10 protein-coding genes and 1 pseudogene are annotated in these 18145 nt (G+C 76.3%); 9 read left to right on the top strand and 2 right to left on the bottom strand.

The window, feature by feature from the left end; genetic code table 11:
* Positions 1-14 precede the first annotated feature (14 nt).
* Together eccB and ACIQG9_RS18755 are read left to right on the top strand one after the other, a co-directional pair.
* Entirely contained in the window at positions 15-1400 is a 1386-nt protein-coding gene (gene eccB / locus ACIQG9_RS18760; protein WP_400403870.1) for a type VII secretion protein EccB, read from the top strand.
* Between the two features lie 286 nt (positions 1401-1686).
* Positions 1687-2097, top strand: coding sequence for a hypothetical protein (locus ACIQG9_RS18755; RefSeq protein WP_400403867.1), 411 nt, complete (start codon positions 1687-1689; stop codon positions 2095-2097).
* Positions 2098-2121: 24 nt separating this feature from the next.
* On the opposite strand, the gene ACIQG9_RS18750 is transcribed toward ACIQG9_RS18755, so the two are convergent.
* Both ACIQG9_RS18750 and ACIQG9_RS18745 read right to left on the bottom strand, forming a co-directional pair.
* Positions 2122-2727 carry a class I SAM-dependent methyltransferase gene (locus ACIQG9_RS18750; protein WP_400403865.1) on the bottom strand — a complete coding sequence of 202 codons (606 nt, stop codon included), beginning with the start codon at positions 2725-2727 and terminating at the stop codon, positions 2122-2124.
* A 40-nt stretch (positions 2728-2767) separates the two neighbouring features.
* The gene (locus tag ACIQG9_RS18745) at positions 2768-3382 is read right to left on the bottom strand and encodes a methyltransferase domain-containing protein (protein ID WP_400403862.1); all 615 of its coding nucleotides are present in this window, start codon (positions 3380-3382) and stop codon (positions 2768-2770) included.
* 438 nt (positions 3383-3820) lie between these two features.
* Between ACIQG9_RS18745 and ACIQG9_RS18740 the strand changes: the two genes are divergently transcribed.
* The 7 genes and pseudogenes from ACIQG9_RS18740 (at position 3821) to ACIQG9_RS18710 (ending at position 18134) form a co-directional block, all read left to right on the top strand.
* On the top strand, positions 3821-4639 hold the full coding sequence (locus ACIQG9_RS18740; RefSeq protein ID WP_400403860.1) for a TIM barrel protein: 819 nt from the start codon (positions 3821-3823) through the stop codon (positions 4637-4639).
* Positions 4640-4649: 10 nt separating this feature from the next.
* Positions 4650-4850: pseudogene (locus ACIQG9_RS18735) on the top strand (MGH1-like glycoside hydrolase domain-containing protein); the annotation flags it as partial.
* Positions 4851-4968: 118 nt separating this feature from the next.
* Positions 4969-5421, top strand: a complete 453-nt coding sequence (locus tag ACIQG9_RS18730; RefSeq protein ID WP_400403857.1) for a DUF2267 domain-containing protein — start codon at positions 4969-4971, stop codon at positions 5419-5421.
* Positions 5422-5750: 329 nt separating this feature from the next.
* Positions 5751-9230: an AMP-binding protein gene (locus tag ACIQG9_RS18725; protein ID WP_400403854.1), complete on the top strand. Its 3480-nt coding sequence runs from the start codon at positions 5751-5753 to the stop codon at positions 9228-9230.
* Positions 9227-12319: a thioesterase domain-containing protein gene (locus tag ACIQG9_RS18720; protein WP_400403852.1), complete on the top strand. Its 3093-nt coding sequence runs from the start codon at positions 9227-9229 to the stop codon at positions 12317-12319. Before ACIQG9_RS18725 ends, ACIQG9_RS18720 begins: the two co-directional genes overlap by 4 nt.
* Positions 12316-14616: a lantibiotic dehydratase gene (locus tag ACIQG9_RS18715; protein ID WP_400403849.1), complete on the top strand. Its 2301-nt coding sequence runs from the start codon at positions 12316-12318 to the stop codon at positions 14614-14616. The genes ACIQG9_RS18720 and ACIQG9_RS18715 overlap by 4 nt, the downstream gene beginning before the upstream one ends.
* Positions 14613-18134 (top strand): amino acid adenylation domain-containing protein, encoded by a 3522-nt coding sequence (locus ACIQG9_RS18710; RefSeq protein WP_400403846.1) that lies wholly within the window; start codon positions 14613-14615, stop codon positions 18132-18134. Before ACIQG9_RS18715 ends, ACIQG9_RS18710 begins: the two co-directional genes overlap by 4 nt.
* Positions 18135-18145 lie beyond the last annotated feature (11 nt).

The raw sequence follows: 18145 nt of genomic DNA, 5'->3' as shown, positions 1-18145 counted from the left end.
CCGGAAGGGACACCATGCCGTCGCGGCAGGACCAGCTCCACTCGTACCAGTTCACCGTGCAGCGCGCGGTCGCCGCCCTGGTCATGCGGGAGACCGATCCGGCCCGTTCGCCGTTTCGCCGGCTGGCCGGGGCCGGGCTGGCCAGCGTCCTGGTGGCGGTGATCGGGCTGGGTGGGTTCGCCCTCTACGGCCTGTTCGCCGGGGGCGGTTCGACGTGGCGGGACGCCGGCGCGGTGGTGGTGGAGAAGGAGTCCGGTGCCCGGTTCGTCTACCGTGACGGCAAGCTGCACCCGGTGCTCAACTACGCCTCGGCGCTGCTGATCGTCGGGGCGGAGCGGTCCCGCACCGTCCTGGTGTCCCGCCGGTCCATCGAGGGGGTGCCGCGCGGGCTGCCGCTGGGCATCGCCGACGCGCCGGACTCGCTGCCCGCGTCCGGGCGGCTCTCCACCGCCCCGTGGACGGTCTGCTCGCTGGATCCGGCCGAGGCCGGCGGCACCGTCCCCCGATCGGTGCTGCTGATCGGCCGGGACGCCACCGGCGGGCGCCGGCTCGCCGAGGAGGGGGTGCTGGTCCGGCACCCGGACGGGACCCTCTACCTGGTCTGGCACCAGCGCCGTCACCTGCTCCGGGACACCGCCCGGGTGCTCGCGGCGCTGGCCGCCACCCGGGAACGGGCCGTACCGGTCGCCCCGGCCCTGCTCAACACCCTGCCGGCCGGCGTCGACCTGGCCCCGCCCCCGCTGGCCGGTCTCGGCGAGTCCTCGCCGGAGGTCGCCGGAGCCGCCGTCGGTGACGTCTACCTGGTCCGCAACTCCAGCGGCGGCCGGCAGTACGCGGTCGCCGCGCGGGACGGCCTGGCCGGCATCACCGAACTCCAGGCGGCGCTGCTGATGGCCCGCACCGGGCAGGGTGAGCCGGAGCCGATCACCCTGGGCCGGTTCGCCGCGCTGCCCAAGCTGCCCGACCTGGTGCCGACCGGGCCGACCGCGCCGCCGCCCGCCCCGCCCCGGCTGGCCGGGGCGGACGGTGGCGCGCTGTGCACCCGGGTCGGCGACGACGGCGCGGTTCGCGACGTGCGGGTCGGGACTGCCGTGCCGGACGTCACCGGCGCCGCCCGCACCGCCGACCGCCGGGGCGGGGTGCTGGCCGACCACGTGCTGGTCGAACCGGGCCGGGGTGCGGTGGTCGAGTCGGTGGCGGCGCCCGGTGCCGGCGGCGGCGCGGTATCCGTCGTCACCGACCTGGGCCGCCGGTACGTGCTCGCCGACGGCGACGTGCTCGGCATGCTCGGCTACCGCGGGGTCACCCCGGTGCGGCTCCCCGCCGGCCTGGTCAGCCTGGTTCCCGCCGGTGGCACCCTCGACCCGGCCGCCGCCCGGGCGGTCGCCGCCCCGGCCTGACCGTTGGGCGGGGCGGAGTTCAGCCTCGGCCTCACCTACCGGGACGTGCCGTTGCGGACCTTCGACTGGTCGGGGCTGGCCCCGGACGCGGGGTTCGTCACCGGCCGGGTGCTGCTGTGTCTGCTGGCCGGTGGGATCGCGCTGCTGCCGGCGCTCTGGTTCGGCCGCTTCGACCCGGCCCGGGGCCGGGCGTTCGCCGGCCCGGCCGGTCCCGTGCACGCCGGCCCGGCCGGTCCCGTTGGCCGCTGCGGCGGGGCGGGGCGGCCCCACCCGGCCGGGTACCCCGGTGCGGGCCGGCGTCGCCGCCGGACGGCTGCTCGTCGGGGAGGCGCGGGTGCTGGTCCGGGGGTGTCCCGCTGGTGGTGGGCCGGCGGCGGTGGCGCTGGCCGCGGCGGCGGCACCGGAGCGGGTCGCCACCGGGGGGATGCTGCTGGTCGCCTGGGTCGGCGCGGTGCTGTTCCTGCCGGCGCTGGCGCTGGCCCTCGGGGTGCTCGGCCGTACCGCCCGGCTGTTCCAGGTCCGCTGGCTGGCCCTGTGGTACGTGGCGGTGAACGGGGTCGGCGCGCTGGACGTCACCGGCGCGGTCCGGGTCGACGGTCAGCCCGCCGGCCCGGCCCCGGCGCTGGTCGGCGCGGCGACGGCGGTGCTGTTGCCGGTCGCCGTGGCGGTGACCGGGCTGCGGCAGGCGACCCGTTGAACGGGGCGGATACCGGCGGTCGGTTCAGCCGGCCGGGCGGCGGAGCAGGCTGACCGCGAAGTCCGCCTCCTCCCGCCACGGGCGCAGGTCCCAGGTGGCGAAGCGTTGTTCGAGGCGGAGGCCGGCCTCGGCGGTGTCGGTGTCGAAGTGGTCGATCCGGTAGCCCCGGTCGAGGCCGAAGCCGACCAGCACCACGCCGTCGGGGCGCAGGTGGCCGGCGATCCGGGCCAGCACGTCCGGTTCGGTGCCGGGTGCGACGAAGGCCATCACGTTGCCGGCGACCACGGCGGCGTCGAAGGGCTCCGGTTCGCCGGCCCCGGCGAGGTCCAGCTCGGCGAGGTCGCCGACCAGCCAGCGCGGCCCGGGGTGGTCGGCGCGGGCCGCCTCGACCAGCGCCGGGTCGGCGTCCACCCCGACCACCCGGTGGCCCCGGGCGGCGAGCGCGGCGCCGACCCGTCCGGTGCCGCACCCGGCGTCCAGGATCCGGGAGCCGGGTGCCACCACCGCGTCGACCAGGCGGGCCTCGCCGGCCAGGTCGGCTCCTTCCGAGGCGAGCCGACGGAACCGGTCGATGTACCACTGCGAGTGCCCGGGACCGGTCTCGGTCGCCCAGCGGGTCGGGTTGGTCATGCCGCCACGGTAACCGGCCGCGCCGGGGTCGTCGCGGGGCTCAGGGCAGCCGGGCCACCGTGACGAACTCGTTGTAGGTGAACACCTTGCCCATCGACCGGGGGAACGGGAACGAGTACTGCTTGACCACCGTCATGCCGAGGTCACGGGCCGCCTCCGCGGCCTCGTCGAACCCGACGAAGCGGACATGGGTGGCGTCGCTGGCGTACCCGCGCTCCTGCGGGGTGATGAAGACCGCGGTGCCGCCGGGACGCAGGAACGGCAGGTAGCCGGAGATGACCTCCAGGGCCTGCTCGGCGGGGAGGTGCTCCAGCAGGTGGGCGGCGAGCAGCGCGTCGAAGGCGGCGGGCCGGGCGTGCGGGGACTGGTGGAACTCCTCCACCGTGTACGCCTCCAGCCCCGAGGCCCGGGCGTGCGCGACGGAGGTCGGGTTGTGGTCGACGCCGACCGCGCCCTCGCCCAGGTTGGCCAGGTTGCGGCCGAGCCCGCAGCCGACGTCCAGGGTGCGGCCCAGGTCGAGCCGCTGGAGGTTCCACCGGTAGGGCGCCTGCACGTCGAGCACCTGCTTCCAGCGCGCGCCACCGAGACGCTGCAACCGCTGGGTGTAGTCCTCACCCTCGGTGCCCGCCGCGGTGTCCTGCTCTGCTCGACTCATCGCCGGCCCTTCTGCCCGTCGCGGAAAACCGTCGCCAGCCGGCGGGCGTACGTGGGGGCACGCCATCGGCCGTCGGGTGCCCGCACCGATGCGGGACACCCGACAGATGCTACGGACCCCGAGGGGCATCGTCAGCCCCCGCGACCGGCGGTGTCGCCCCGTGTCGGCCGGTGCGACGGAGGGTGACCGGAATGTCGGGTGGTGGTCCGGACCCGGTTCGCGGGCGAGGGCGCCGGGCCGGCGACACCAGGGCCGGGCCGGCGACCGCCACCATTGATCAATAACAAGACATATGGCGATTTTTTGGTACGATCGAGCCCGGTATTCCCCCGGGAGTGACGCCATGGGTGACTGGGTTGTCTCGCTGGCCGGGCCTACGCGCCGGCACTGCTCGACCACGGTGCGGGTGCGGCCCCACCAGTGCTGGCCGAGGTTCTGATGTCGTTCCCACTCGCCTGCCAGGAGCACCTGCTCCCGGGTGCCGACCTGGCCCAGAAGTTCGCCCTCGCGACCGCGCTCGGCTACGACGGCATCGAGCTGCGCGGGCGGGGTGACCTCGCCCTCGCCGGCCGGCTGCCGGAGCTGCGCCGGGCCCGCGCCCGGGGCGTGGTGATGCCGACCGTCTGCGTGGCGATGGACCACTTCATCGGCGACTTCGACCCGGACCGGTCCCGGGACGCGGTGGTCAACCTGCGCTCCCAGCTCACCGTCATCGCCGAGTTGGGTGGCGTCGGCGCGATGACCCCGGCCGCCTGGGGGATGTTCTCCCGGCGGCTGCCGCCGTTCGAGCCGCCCCGCCCGCCGGCCGGCGACCGGCAGGTCCTCGTCGACGCCCTGGGCGCCCTCGGCGCGCACGCCCGGGCCGAGGGGGTCACCCTCTTCCTGGAACCGCTCAACCGGTACGAGGATCACATGGTCAACCGGCTCGACGACGCGGTGGCGCTCTGCGCGGCCGTCGGCCTGCCGTCCGTGCGGGTGGTCGCCGACACCTTCCACATGAACATCGAGGAGGACGACGTGCACGCCGCGCTGCGTACCGCCGCCCCCTATCTCGGGCACGTGCAGGTCAGCGACTCCAACCGCTGCCAGCCCGGTGCCGGGCACCTGGACTGGCCGGCGCTGCTGCGTACCCTGCGCGACGTCGGCTACCCGGGCTGGTTGGCCCTGGACTGCCGGCTCCGCGGCGACCCGGTCCGCGCCCTGCAGTTGGCGGCCACGGTGCTGCGGCACGCCGCACCCCGGCCGGCGGCGGCGTGAGCGCCGGTACGACGCCGCCGCCACCTCCGGCATCGTCCAGCCGCCGGTGCACGCCCAGGCCGCCTGGGCGGTGCACCGACGTGCCCCGTCGGAGGCGTCGGTGCGGGCGTTGCGCTGGCTCTACCCGAGGCTGGTCGCCCAGCAGGGGCTCGGCTCGGCATCGTTGAGCTGGACGGCCGCCCTGCTGCTCGACGCCCTCGCCGAGCGGTGAGCCCGGCCCGCCGGGCGAGGGTGGTCGGCGGCCGGGCTCGCCCGTTTGCCGACCGCGCCCGGGGGTATCCGCGTCCGGCCCGGAGAGCACCCGGGCCAGCCGGGACAGGAGGGGGCGGATGCGCTTCCCGATCTTCGTCGACGCGGTGGCCCGGCGGGCCGAACTGCCGTCGGAGCGGGCCGCCGCGATCGCCCGTGCCGTGCTGGTCACGTTGGCGGAACGGGCCGACGCGGGCGAGTCCGGCGACCCGGCCACCCAGCTCCCGGACGAGGTGGGCAGCTATCTCACCGGCCCCCCACCGGGGGAGGGCGGGCCCGGCGGGGCCGACCCGGCCTCGTCCGACCGGCCGGGGGAGTCCGGCCCGGCGGGCTTCGGGCCGGTCGAGTTCCTGCGTCGGGTGGCCGAGCGGGCCGGGGTCGAGCCGGCCACCGCCCAGGCCGGGGTGCGCGCGGTCTTCGCCACCCTGCGGGACGCGGTGACCGTCGGTGAGTTCCAGGATCTCCTCGCCCAGTTGCCGAAAAGTTTCGGCCCGGACATCGATCCGCCCCCGCGCGGGCCGTACGATGGCTGACGGGACGGGCTGGTCACAGCCCCGTTGAGCTGCCGTTAGGGCCCGACCGTGGTGGAAAATCGCCGGTTTGCAGGCTCTTTTTCCGCAAATTTACTTGCTGGTAGGCGCCTAGGCTGAAACTCCTCTTCGCGCTAGGGGGATGATCGGCCGAATTTCGCCGTCCGATCTTCACGCCCTGGTAGGCCCTTCGGGCGGACTCTGATCGATCAGCTTTACCCCGAGGCATCGAGCCTTATCCTGCTTCCATTGTGAAGTCCTGGGGGGGATCGTGATCACAATTGTCTACGCCTGCGCGCCTGTCCAAAGTGGAGCCGAGTCGGTCTCCTGAGATGGCGCAACCGACAATCATCCAGCAGTTCGCCCACGTCGCGGCCACCCGCCCCGACCGGCCGGCGATCCTCGGCGAGACCCACGAGGTCAGTTACGCCGCACTGGCCGGGACGGCCGGCGGGCACGCCGCCGCGCTCACCGCGACCGGGATCCGCGCCGGCGACCGGGTCGCCCTGCTCACCGAGCATGGCGCACCCACCGTCGCCGCCCTCCTCGGCACGCTCGCCGCCGGGTGCGCGTACGTGCCGCTGGACCCCGGCTTCCCGGCCGACCGGCTCCGGCACATGCTCGCCGCCGCCGACGTCCGCGTCATCGCCTGCACCGCCGCGCACCGGGAACTGGCCGACACGCTGCGCGCCGACCGGCCCGGCACCGACGTGCTCGTCCTCGACGAGACCGCCACCGCGCCGCTGCGCCCGATCCCGGTCGACCCCGACGCCCCGGCCTACGTGCTGTTCACCTCCGGCTCCACCGGCACGCCCAAGGCCGTCGCGCAGACCCACCGCAACCTGCGGCACGTCGTCGACAACCAGATCCACACCCTGGCCGTCGGCCCGGCCGACCGGCTCAGCCTGCTCGCCTCGTTCAGCTTCGACGCGGCCATCCCCGACCTCTACCCCGCGCTGCTCACCGGCGCCGCCGTCGTCCCGGTCGACCTGCGCCGGCACGGCCTGGCCCACGCCGTCGAGCGGCTGGCCCGGCAACGGGTGACGATCTACCACTCCACCCCGACCGTCTACCGGTTCCTGCTCGACGCCCTCGGCGACCGGCGGCTCGACGCCGTCCGGGTGGTGCTGCTCGGCGGCGAACAGGCCACCCACGCCGACGCCGTCCGCGGCCGGGACCGGTTCGCCCCGGACTGCGTCCTGGTCAACGGCTACGGCGCCACCGAGATGACCTTCGCCGCCCGGCACGCCCTGCCGCTCGCCGCCGCCGACCCGGCCGCCACCGGCCCGCTGCCGATCGGCGCCGCGCTGCCCGGGTACGAGCTGCGGCTGGCCGACTCCGGCGAGATCGTGGTGCGCAGCCGGCACCTCGCCCCCAACTACCTCGGCCAGCCCAGCGACCGGTTCGGCCGCGACCCCGACGGGGTGCCCACCTACGCCACCGGCGACCTCGGGGCCCGGCTGCCCACCGGCGAGCTGGTCTGCCTCGGCCGGCTCGACCGGCAGGTCAAGGTCCGCGGGTTCCGGATCGAGCTGACCGAGGTCGAGGCGGCCCTCGCCGACCAGCCCGGCGTCGCCGCCGTCCGCGCCATCGCCCGCGACGGCGAGCTGCTGGCGTACGCGACCCCGGCCGGCGGTTCCCTCGACCCGGCGGTCCTGCGCGCCGGCCTGGCCCGGCGGCTGCCGGAGTACGCGCTGCCCCGCGCCGTGCTGGTGCTCGACGCCCTCCCGCTCACCGTCACCGGCAAGGTCGACGAGCGGGCGCTGCCCGACCCGCCCCGCGCGGTCCCGGCCGGCCAGGAACCGGCCACCGACACCGAGCGGGCCGTGCACGACATCTGGTGCGCCGTGCTCGGCCGGGACGCCGTCGGCCGGCAGGAGAGCTTCTTCGACGCCGGCGGCCAGTCCTTGCTGCTCGGCCAGGTGCAGCAGCGCCTCGCCGACCGGTTCGGGGTGGCGCTGCCGATGGTCCGGCTCTTCGCCCACCCCACCGTCGCCGCCCAGGCCCGGCTGCTGGACCCGGCGGCCCCCGCCGCCCCGGCCCCCGCGCCCACCCTGCCCGCCCCGGCCCCGCCGCCGGTCGCCGCCCGCGAGTACACCGGCGACGAGATCGCCGTGGTCGGGCTGGCCGGCCGCTTCCCCGGCGCCCCCGACGTGTCCACCTTCTGGTGGAACGTCTGCGCCGGCGTCGACTCCGTCCACGACCACTCCGACGCCGAGCTGGCCGCGCTCGGCATCGGGGCGGGTCTGCGCGCCGACCCCCGGCACGTGCGGGCCGCCGGGAAGCTCGACGGGGTCACCGACTTCGACGCCGAGTTCTTCGCGATGTCCGACGAGGAGGCCGCCCGGACCGACCCGCAGCACCGGCTCTTCCTGGAGGCCGCGTGGGAGGCGCTGGAGGACGCCGGGCACGACCCGATCCGCTTCCCCGGCCTGGTCGGCGTCTACTCGGCCACCTCCACCAACCGTTACTTCCTCTTCCACCTGATGGACAACCCGGCCGTGGTGGGCGACGTCGACCCCGACGACTGGGAGGCCCGGCTCATCGGCCGGCAGTTCACCGACCACCTCCCCGGGCAGGTGGCGTACCGGCTGGGGCTGACCGGGCCGGCCCTGGCCGTGCAGAGCGCCTGCTCCAGCTCGCTGGTCGCGGTCTGCCTCGCCGCCCAGAGCCTCGCCGACTACCAGTGCGACATCGCCCTCGCCGGCGGGGTCAACGTCACCTGGCCCCGCTACCGGGCCACCCCCGGCGGGCTGGCCTCCCCGGACGGCCGCTGCCGCGCCTTCGACGAGGCCGCCGAGGGCGCCGGCTTCGGCTCCGGCGTCGGGGTCGTCGCCCTGCGCCGGCTCGCCGACGCCCAGGCCGACGGGGACCGGATCTACGCCGTCCTGCCCGGCTGGGCGGTCACCAACGACGGCCCCGACCGGGCCGGCTTCGCCGTGCCCGGCCCCGCCGGACAGGCCGCCGCCGTCGCCAACGCCCTCGCCGCCGCCGAGGTCGCCCCCGGCGAGGTCCGGTTCATCGAGGCCCACGGCAGCGGTACGCCGCTGGGCGACGCCATCGAGGTCGCCGCGCTGCACGAGGTGTACGGCGGGGCGGCCCCCGCCGAGTCCTGCGCGCTCGGCTCGGTCAAGACCAACATCGGTCACCTCGACGCCGGGGCCGGCATCGCCGGGCTGATCAAGACGGTGCTCGCCGTCCAGCACGGGGTGATCCCGCCGAACCTGCACTTCACCCGCCCACACCCCGAGATCGACCTGGCCGGCGGCCCGTTCTACGTGCCGACCAAGGCCCGGGACTGGCCCGACGGCCCGCGCCGGGTGGCCGGGGTCAGCTCGTTCGGCCTCGGCGGCACCAACGCGCACGTGGTGGTGGAGCAGCCACCGCCGGCCGAGCCGGTCGACCCGCCGACGGCCCGGGCCTGGCTGCTGCCGGTCTCGGCGCGTACCCCGCAGGCGCTGCGCGACGCGCTGACCCGGCTGCGGGCGCACCTGGCCGGAGCCGCGCCGGAGCTGCCGCAGGTGGCCGCCACCCTGGCGCTGGGCCGGCGCACCTTCGGCCGGCGGGCCGCCGTCGTCGCGTCCGACCTGGCCGGCGCCCTCGCCGCGCTGGACGAACTCCTCGACACCGGCGCCACCGTGGCCGGCGAGCCCGGCGCGCTGCGCGACCTGGCCGCCGGCTGGGTGGCCGGCCGGGACGTCGACTGGGCCGCGCTGCACCCCGAGGGCGCCGTCCGGCGTACCGGGCTGCCCGGCTACCCCTTCCAGCGCCGGCGGCACTGGATCGACCCACCGCAGAAAGGCGCACGGTGAACTGGTTCGTCTCGCCCGGCAGCCGACCCCAGGCCCCGGTGCAGTTGTTCTGCCTGCCCTACGCCGGAGGCGGTGCCAGCGCCTTCCGCCGCTGGCAGCAGGAGATCGGCGCGGACGTCGAGGTGCTGCCGGTGCAGCTACCCGGCCGGGAGAACCGGATCGGTGACAATCCGCACTTCACCGTCGCCGACGTGGCCACCGCCATCGTCGAGCGGGCCGACCGCCCGTACGCCATCTACGGCCACTCGATGGGTGGCCGGGTCGGCTTCGAGGTGGTGCGGGAGCTGCGGCGTACCGGCCGGGAGCTGCCGCTGCGGCTCTACGTCGGCGGCGCCCGCGCCCCGCACGTCGACGCCCTCAGCGTCTTCGACGGGCTGTCCCGGGTGGACGACGACGAGCTGCTGCGCCGACTCGGTGAGGGCGGCGGCCTCCCCGCCGGGCTGCTGGACCACCCCGAGCTGGTGGAGCTGGTGCTGCCGCTGCTGCGCGCCGACTTCGGCCGGGTCGACGGCTACCGCTACCTGGCCGGCGAGCCGCTGCCGGTGCCGGTCGTGGCGTTCAGCGGCCGGGACGACCGGGCGGTCACCCGGGAGCACAGCGCCGGCTGGGCGGAGCACACCGCCGCCGGATTCACCCTGCACGAGCTCGACGGCGGGCACTTCTTCCTCCACGACCGGCTGCCCGAGCTGCTCGCCGTGATCCGGGCCGACCTGGCCGCCGCCGGCACCGCGCCGGTGCCGGCGTCCGCCCCGGTGACCGGGCCGGACCGGGCCGGCGCCTACCGGGTGCCGCTCGGCGACACCGGCTGGTCGGTGTGGCGGGACGCCATCCTGCGCGGCACCGGCTTCCCGGCCGACGGGCTGACCCTGTTCGCCGCGCCGCGCGCCGCCGCGGCGGCCGACGAGATGCTCGCCGGCGGGGTCGACCCGGAGCGGTTCGACAAGGAGTTCGACGACGCCGTCCGGGTCGCGTCGCACCGGTTCAGCGAGCTGGCCGGCCAGCCGCTGCTGCGCGAGGCGATCACCTGGCAGAACCGGGGCGCGCTGGTCGCCCTGGACGGCCTGGCCCGAGGTGGCGGCGACGCGGCCCGCAACGTGCGCCGCCGGGATCGGGAGCGGGCCCTGCTCAAGTACTGGCAGCGGTACGCGGGCAAGAACGAGACGGTCGGCTTCTTCGGGCCGAGCTGCTGGGTCACCCTGGACCCGGAGCAGCCGGAGGTCGCCCGGGTCAGCCACGGACCGGGGCTGACCCGCCGCCGGTGGGTCTGGTTCGAGTCCTGGGCGTTGTCCGCCTACGCCGACCGGATCGGCGCGGACCTGGCAGTCCGCCGCTGGTGGCCGCCCGTGCTCTGCGCCCACCTCACGGTGCGCGGGCGCAGCCTGCTGCGTCCCGGTCGGCCGCCCGTCGCGCTGTCCCCGGTGGAGGCGGCGCTGCTCGCCACCGTCGACGGCCACCGCCCGGCGTACGAGCTGGTGGCCGACCCGGCCGTCGGGCTGCGCCGGCCCGAGGACGGCTACGCGTTGCTGGACCGGCTGGTCGAGCGGGAACTCATCACCTGGGACGCCGCCCTGCCGGTCAGCCCGGAGGCCGAGCAGGTGCTCTCCGCCCGGATCGACGGGATCGGCGACGAGCCGGTCCGGGTGGCCGCGCGGGCCGGCTGGGACCGGCTGCGCGCGGCGCGCGACGCGGTCGCCGCGGTGGCCGGCGACCCGGACCGGTTGCGCGTCGCCCTCGACCAGCTCGACGACACCTTCACCGAGCTGACCGGGGCCGAACCCCGCCGCCGGGAGGGCCAGATGTACGCCGGCCGGACGATCTGCTACGAGGACACCAGCCGCGACCTCGACGTGGTCTTCGGCGCGCCGCTGCTGGCCGACCTCGCCGCCCCGCTCGACGTGCTGCTGCGCGCCGCCCGCTGGATGGTCGACGCGCTCGCCGAGGCGTACGACGCGGTGTTCCGGACCCTCTACGAGGAGCTGCGCGCCGAGGCCGGGGACGGCCCGGTCGCCCTGTCCGACCTGTGGTTCCTGGCCCAGGGCCTGTTCTGGGGCGGCGGCGAACGGCCGGTCGACGCGGTGGCCGCCGAGTTCGCGGCGCGCTGGGCCGGGCTGTTCGGGCTGGACACCCTGCCCGCCCACACCAGCGAGGTCCGGCTGCGGGTCGCCGACATCGCCGACCGGATCGACGAGGTCTTCCCCGGCACCCGCCCGGAGTGGTCCAACGGCGTGATGCACAGCCCCGACCTGCAGATCTGCGCGACCGACGTCGACGCGCTGCGCCGGGGCGAGTACACCGTGGTGCTCGGTGAGCTGCACGCGGCCTGGTCGTCGTTCGACTGCGCGGTGTTCACCCCGGCGCACCCGGACGTGGAGCGGCTCCGCGCGGCGCTCGCCGAGGACCTGGGCGAGCGGCGGATCCGGTTGCTCTTCCCGACCGACTGGCCCCGCCGGACCAGCCGTACCGCCGAGTCGTTGACCGGCCCGACCGATCGGCACCTGGCGTTCCAGCCGGCGCCGGGCGGCGACCCGGCGCGGGTGCTGCCCACGGTGGACCTCACCGTGACCGACGAGGACGGCCGGCTGGTCGCCACCGCCCACGACGGCCAGCGGTGGCCGCTCACCGAGGTGTTCGCCGAACTGCTCAGCGCGCACGCCGTCGACGGGTTCAAGCTGGTCGCCGCCGGGCCCTACGCGCCACGGATCAGCCTGGACGGTCTGGTGGTGGCCCGGCAGACCTGGCGGACCACCGTCGGGGACAGCGGCCTCGCCGACGCGCGCGGGGAGCGGGGCCGCTTCCTCGCCGTCCGGGCCTGGCGGCGGCGGCTCGGCCTGCCGGAGCAGGTCTACGTCAAGCTCGGCACCGAGACCAAGCCGTGCTTCGTGGACCTGAGCAGCCCGGCCTTCACGAACATGTTCTGCGCCATGATCCGGGCCGCCCGGGTCGACGGCGGTGACGACGTCTCCCTGGTGGTCAGCGAGATGCTGCCCACCCCGGACCAGGCGTGGGTGCCGGACGCCGCCGGCCGCCGGTACTTCAGCGAACTGCGGCTGCAGATCGTGGACGCCCCCACGCGGAAGTCCGGCCGGTGAGCCACCTGCTGCCGCTGGGCGACACCGGCTGGTCGGTGTGGCGGGACGTGGTGCTGCGCAGTGCCGGCTTCCCCGCCGCCGGGCTCGACCGGTTCGCCGCCCCGGAGGCGGCCACCGCCGCCGACGCCCTGCTCACCGGGGCGGGCCCGGCGGAGGTCTTCGACAAGGCGTTGGCCGAGGCGTTCGCCGGGTCCTCCGCGGTCGCCGGGGAACTCGCCGCCGACCCGCTGCTGCGGGAGGCGATCACCTGGCAGAACCCGGCCATGCTGGTCGCGCTCGACGGGCTGCTGAAGACCGACCCGGCGGTACGCAACGGCAAACGGCGCAAACGCGAACTCGTCCTGCTGCGCTACTGGCAGCGGTACTGCGGCAAGGCCGAGACGATCGGCTTCTTCGGCCCGGTCTGCTGGGGCACGTTCGACCCTGACCAGCCGGGCTCCCGGCTCGCACCCGGCCCGACGCTGGTCACCCGCCGGCAGGTGTTCTTCGAGGCCTGGGCCCTGATCGAGTACGCCGAACGGCTCGCCGACGACCTCACGGTACGCCGCTGGTGGGCCCCCGCCCGACAACCGCACCTGACCGTCGAGGGCCGCCAGTTGCGCTGGCCGCTGCACCCGCCGACCCCGTTGACGGCCCCCGAGGCCCGGCTGCTGGCGGCCTGCGACGGGCGTACCGCCGCGGTCGAGCTGGCCCGCCGGCTGCACGCCGAGGGTCAGGTGCACGCGGTCGACGACGTCTACCTGCTGCTGGACCGCTGGGTCGAGCGCGGGCAGCTCACCTGGGGGGCGGACCTGCCGGTCAGCCCGGACGCCGAGCGGGTGCTCGCCGAGCGGATCGCCGCGATCGGCGACGAGCCGGCCCGGGCCGCGGCCGCCGCCGGGTTCGCCCGGCTCCGCGCCGCCCGGGACGCGGTCGCCGCCGCGGCCGGCGACCCGGACCGGCTCGCCGCCGCGCTCGCCGCCCTCAACGAGGAGTTCACCGCCGCGACCGGCCGGTCCGCCACCCGCAGCGGCGGTCAGATGTATGTCGGCCGCACCGTCTGTTACGAGGACTCCGCCCGGAACCTGGAGTTCAGCCTCGGCGCCACCGTCCTGGACGCGTTGGCCGCCCCGCTCGCGGTGGTGCTCCAGGCCGCCCGCTGGCTGACCGCCGAGATCGGCGTCAGCGTCGCCGAACTCCTCTCCGAGCTGTACGACGAGCTGGCCGCCGAGGGGCCGGTGCGGCTGGCCGACATCTGGTCGCTGGCCCAGGGGACGCTGATCGCGCCGAACGGCCCGTTCGTCCGCGCCGGGGCCGACCTCACCGACCGCTGGGCCCGGCTGTTCGGCCTGCGGGACCTGCCGGCCGACTGCGCCGAGCTGCGGTTGCGCGCCGAGGACCTGGCCGCCCGGGTGTCCACCGTCTTCCCCGCCGAGCGTCCCGGCTGGCCGTCGGCCCGGCTGCACAACCCGGACGTGCAGATCAGCGCCGCCTCGCCCGAGGCGCTGGACCGTGGCGAGTTCCTGCTGGTCCTCGGTGAGCTGCACCCGGCCACCGTCCCGTTCGACAGCGCGGTGCTCAGCCCGTTCCACCCCGACCCGTCGGTGCTGCGGGCGGCCCTCGACGTCGATCTCGGCCCGGCCCGGCTGCGGGTGCTCTGGCCGGAGAACTTCCCCCGCCGGACCACCCGCACCACGTACGCCCTGACCGGGCCCGCCGACCGTCAGCTCGGCATCGACACCGCCCGCGGCGCGGACGTCGACCGGCTGGTGGCGGCCACCGCCGTCACCGTACGGCGGGACGGCGACGAGCTGACCGCGGTCTTTCCCGACGGGGAGCGCTGGCCGCTGGTGGAGATCTTCGCCAACCTGCTCGGCTCGCTGCTGCTGGACACCTTCAAGCTGCTCGACCCGGCCCCGCACATGCCCCGGATCGTGATCGACCGGCTGGTGGTGGCCCGGCGTACCTGGCGGACCACGGTGGGGGAGAGCGGCCTCGCCGGGCAGGCCGACGAGACCGCCCGGTACCTCGCCGTCCGCCGCTGGCGGGCGGCCACCGGCCTACCCGAGCGGGTCTTCGTGAAGGTCGGCACCGAGATCAAGCCCTGCTACGTCGATCTGACCGGCCCGCTGTACGCCCAGTCGCTCTGCGCCATGGTCGACGCCGCCGCCCGGACCGGCCCGGACGTCCCGATAGTGGTCAGCGAGCTGCTGCCCGCCCCCGGCGACGCCTGGGTGCCGGACGCGTCGGGCCGGGGCTACGTCAGCGAGCTGCGCCTGCAGATCACCGATCCCGCCACCTACCGGGGAGCGAAGTGACCGACATCCTGTCCATCAGCGCCGTCGACGGGGAGCAACTGCCCTGGCCGGACGGGACGGTGGCCGACCTGATCGCGATGCGGGCGGCGCGGTGCCCGGACGCGGTCGCCGTCCGTCAGTGGGACGACAAGCTCACCTACCGGGAGCTGATCGGCCGGGCGGCCGGACTGGCCGCCGCACTGCGCGACCGGGGCGTGGGCCGGCAGACCCGGGTCGGGGTGTGCGCCGAGCGCCGCCCCGAGCTGGTGGTCAGCGTGCTCGGCGTGCTCCTCGCCGGTGGCTGCTACGTGCCGTTGGAGCCCGGCGGCCCCCGGCAGCGGCTGCGCGAGATCGCCGCCGACGCCGGGGTGACGCTGGTCGTCGGTGACGCGGCGGCCACCGAGTTCGCCGGCACCCCCGGCATCGAGGTCGTCGCCCAGCCCGGCCCGGCCCCGGTCGTCCCCAGCCCGGCCCGGTCCGGCGATCTGGCGTACGTGCTGTTCACCTCCGGCTCCACCGGCCGGCCCAAGGGCGTGCTGACCACCCACCGCAACGTGCTCGCGTTCGTCACCGGCTGCGCGGCGTTCAGCGGCGCCGACGCCGACGTGCGCAGCCTCGGCATCGCCTCGCTCGGCTTCGACGCCGCCACCATCGACCTGTTCATCCCGCTGCTGCTCGGCGGCAGCGTCCAGTTGCTCGGCACCGACGACCGGTCCGACCCGGCCCGGCTGGCCCGGTTCATCGCCGCGCACGAGGTCAACTGGGGTTTCATCACCCCCACCGTGTTGTCCATGCTGGACCCGGCGGACGTGCCCGGCTGGCGGACGGTGCTCTGCGGGGGCGAGGCGGTCCCCGCCGAGCTGGCCGCCCGCTGGGCACCGGGCCGGCGGCTGGTCAACGGCTACGGTCCCACCGAGTCCACCGTGCTGGCGGTCTGCGGCGACCTGACCGGCGCCGACACCGAGCCGGTGCCGATCGGGTTGCCGCTGCCCAACCACCGCGCCTACGTGGTGGACGACGCGTTGCGGCCGGTGCCGCCGGGGGAGACCGGCGAGCTGCTGATCGGCGGGCCGGGGCTGGCCGACGGGTACCTCAACCGGCCCGGCCTCACCGCCGAACGGTTCGTCCCCGACCCGTTCTCCGGGCTGCCCGGCGAGCGGCTCTACCGCACCGGTGACCTGGTCCGGCTGCGGGCCGACGGCCGGATCGGCTACCTGGGCCGGGCCGACCGGCAGGTCAAGATCCGGGGCCAGCGGATCGAGCTGGGCGAGGTCGAGGCGGTGCTCGCGGCGGTGCCCGGCGTCGACCGGGCAGCCGTCGAGGTGGTGCCCGGCCCGGCCGGCGCCATCCTGGTGGCCTTCCTCACCCCGGCCGACGCGCCCGACGACGACGCCGTCCGGGCGTACGCGGGGGATCGGTTGACCGCCGCCATGCTGCCGGCCCGGGTGCTGCGCCGCGACGACCTGCCGATCAGCGTCACCACCGGCAAACTGGACCGGTCGGCGCTGCGTGACCTGGCCGTCGCCACCCTGGTCGCCGCGCCGGCCGAGGAGGAGGTCGAGGACGACGCCGATCCGGTCGAGCGGGCGGTCCGGCGGGCCTGGGCCCGGCTGCTCGGCGCGGCCCCGGCCCCGGACACCGACTTCCTCGCCGTCGGCGGCAACTCCATCGCCGCGATGCGGCTGGTCGCCGCGCTCCGCGCCGAGCTGGGCCGGCACGTGGAGACCCGGGACGTGCTCGCCGGGCGTACCCCGGCCGGGCTGGCCGCCCGGTTGCGGGCCGCCGCGCCCGCCGACGCCGACGGGCTGACCACCGGCAACCCGCCCACCCTGTCCCCGCCGCAGCGCCGGCTCTGGTTCGTCGACCAGCTCGCCCCGTCCAGCGCGCCGTACAACATCGCCGTCGCGCACCGGCTGCGGGGCCCGCTGGACACGGCGGCGCTCGGCGCGGCGCTGCGGGCCGTCGCGGTGCGGCACGACGTGCTGCGCTGGCGCATCCCGCAGACCGCCGGGGTGCCGTACGCGGTCTGCGAGGAGCCGACCGACGTGGCGGTGCCGGTGGTGGACCTGACCGCGAGCGCCGACGTCGGGGACGAGCTGGCCCGGATGCTCGCCACCGGGGCCGGGCACGCCTTCGACCTGGCCACCGGGCCGCCCTGGCAGGTCACCGTCTACCGGCTCGGCCCGGACGAGCACGTGCTGGCGATGACCATGCACCACGCGGTCTTCGACGGCTGGTCCGAGGCGGTCCTCTACGACGACCTGGCCGCCGCGTACGGGCAGGCGGTCGCCGGGACCACGCCGACCCTGCCGCCACTGGCCGCCTCGTACGCCGACTACGCCGTCTGGCGGGACGGGCGGGACCGCCGCCGGGGCACCGCCGACCTGGCCTGGTGGGCGGAGCACCTGCGCGGCGTGCCCACCGTGCTGGACCTGCCCCGGGACCGGCCCCGCCCGGCGGTGCAGACCTACGCCGGCGCCGAGGCGGCGGTGACGCTCTCCGACGCCGCCGACCGGGCGGTCCGCGACCTCGCCGCCCGGCGTGGCGGTACGGTCGCGGCGGTGCTGCTGGCCGGCTTCGGGGAGCTGCTGCGCCGGCTCACCGGCGGCGACGACCACGTGGTCGGGGCGATCGTCGCGGACCGCCGGCTGGCCGCCTTCGACGACGTGGTCGGTTTCTTCATCGACACCGTCCCGGTGCGGCTGCGCACCGGCGGGGCCAGCTTCGCCGACCTGGTCGACCGGTGTGCCGCCGAGCTGCACGAGGCGACCGCCCACCCGGGCGCGCCGCTGGAGCGGATCGTGGAGGCGCTCGGCGTCGGCCGGGACACCGCCCGGGCCCCGCTGGTGCAGGTGTTGTTCAACGTGCTCAACTTCGCCCCGCCCCGGCTGGCGCTGACCGGGTTGACCGGCCGTCCGGTCCCGGTGCCCAAGCCCGGCTCCCCGTTCGACATCACCGTCTACGTGGTGGAACGGGACGGCCGCTCCGGCGTGGACGTGGTCTACAACCCCGACCTGTTCGACGCCGACCGGGTCGACGCGCTGCTGGCCGACCTGGCCGACCTGGTCGGCGCGCTGGCCGCCGAGCCGGACGCCCCGGCCGACACGGTCGCCGCCGCGCTGCCCCGGCCCACCGTGCGGGTGGCGGCGCTCGGCGCGATGACGGTGGCCGCCACCGAACCGGCGCGGGTCGTCCCGGTGCCGGCCGGCCCGGACGCGCTGACCGACACCGAGGAGCTGATCGCCGGGATCTGGCGGGAGGTCCTGGCGCGTGACCGGGTCGGCGTCTCCGACAACTTCTTCGACATCGGCGGCCACTCGCTCGCCCTCGCCGCGGTGCACGCCCGGCTCACCGCGGCCACCGGCCGGTCGATCACCATGCTCGACCTGTTCCGGCATCCCACCGTCCGGGCGCTGGCGGCCAGCCTCGACGGCGCCGCCGACCGGCCCGAACTCGCCCGCGCCGCGCTGCGGGCCGCCGCCCGGCGTGGGCGTACCCGCCGCACCCCTCCCCGCCGCCCCGGCGGCACCGCGCAATGAAGGACACGCAC

The organism is Micromonospora sp. NPDC092111, from assembly GCF_044755745.1.
Lineage (GTDB): Bacteria > Actinomycetota > Actinomycetes > Mycobacteriales > Micromonosporaceae > Micromonospora.
Note: the sequence above shows the minus strand (reverse complement) of the source record. Positions and strands in the feature narration are given on the sequence as shown.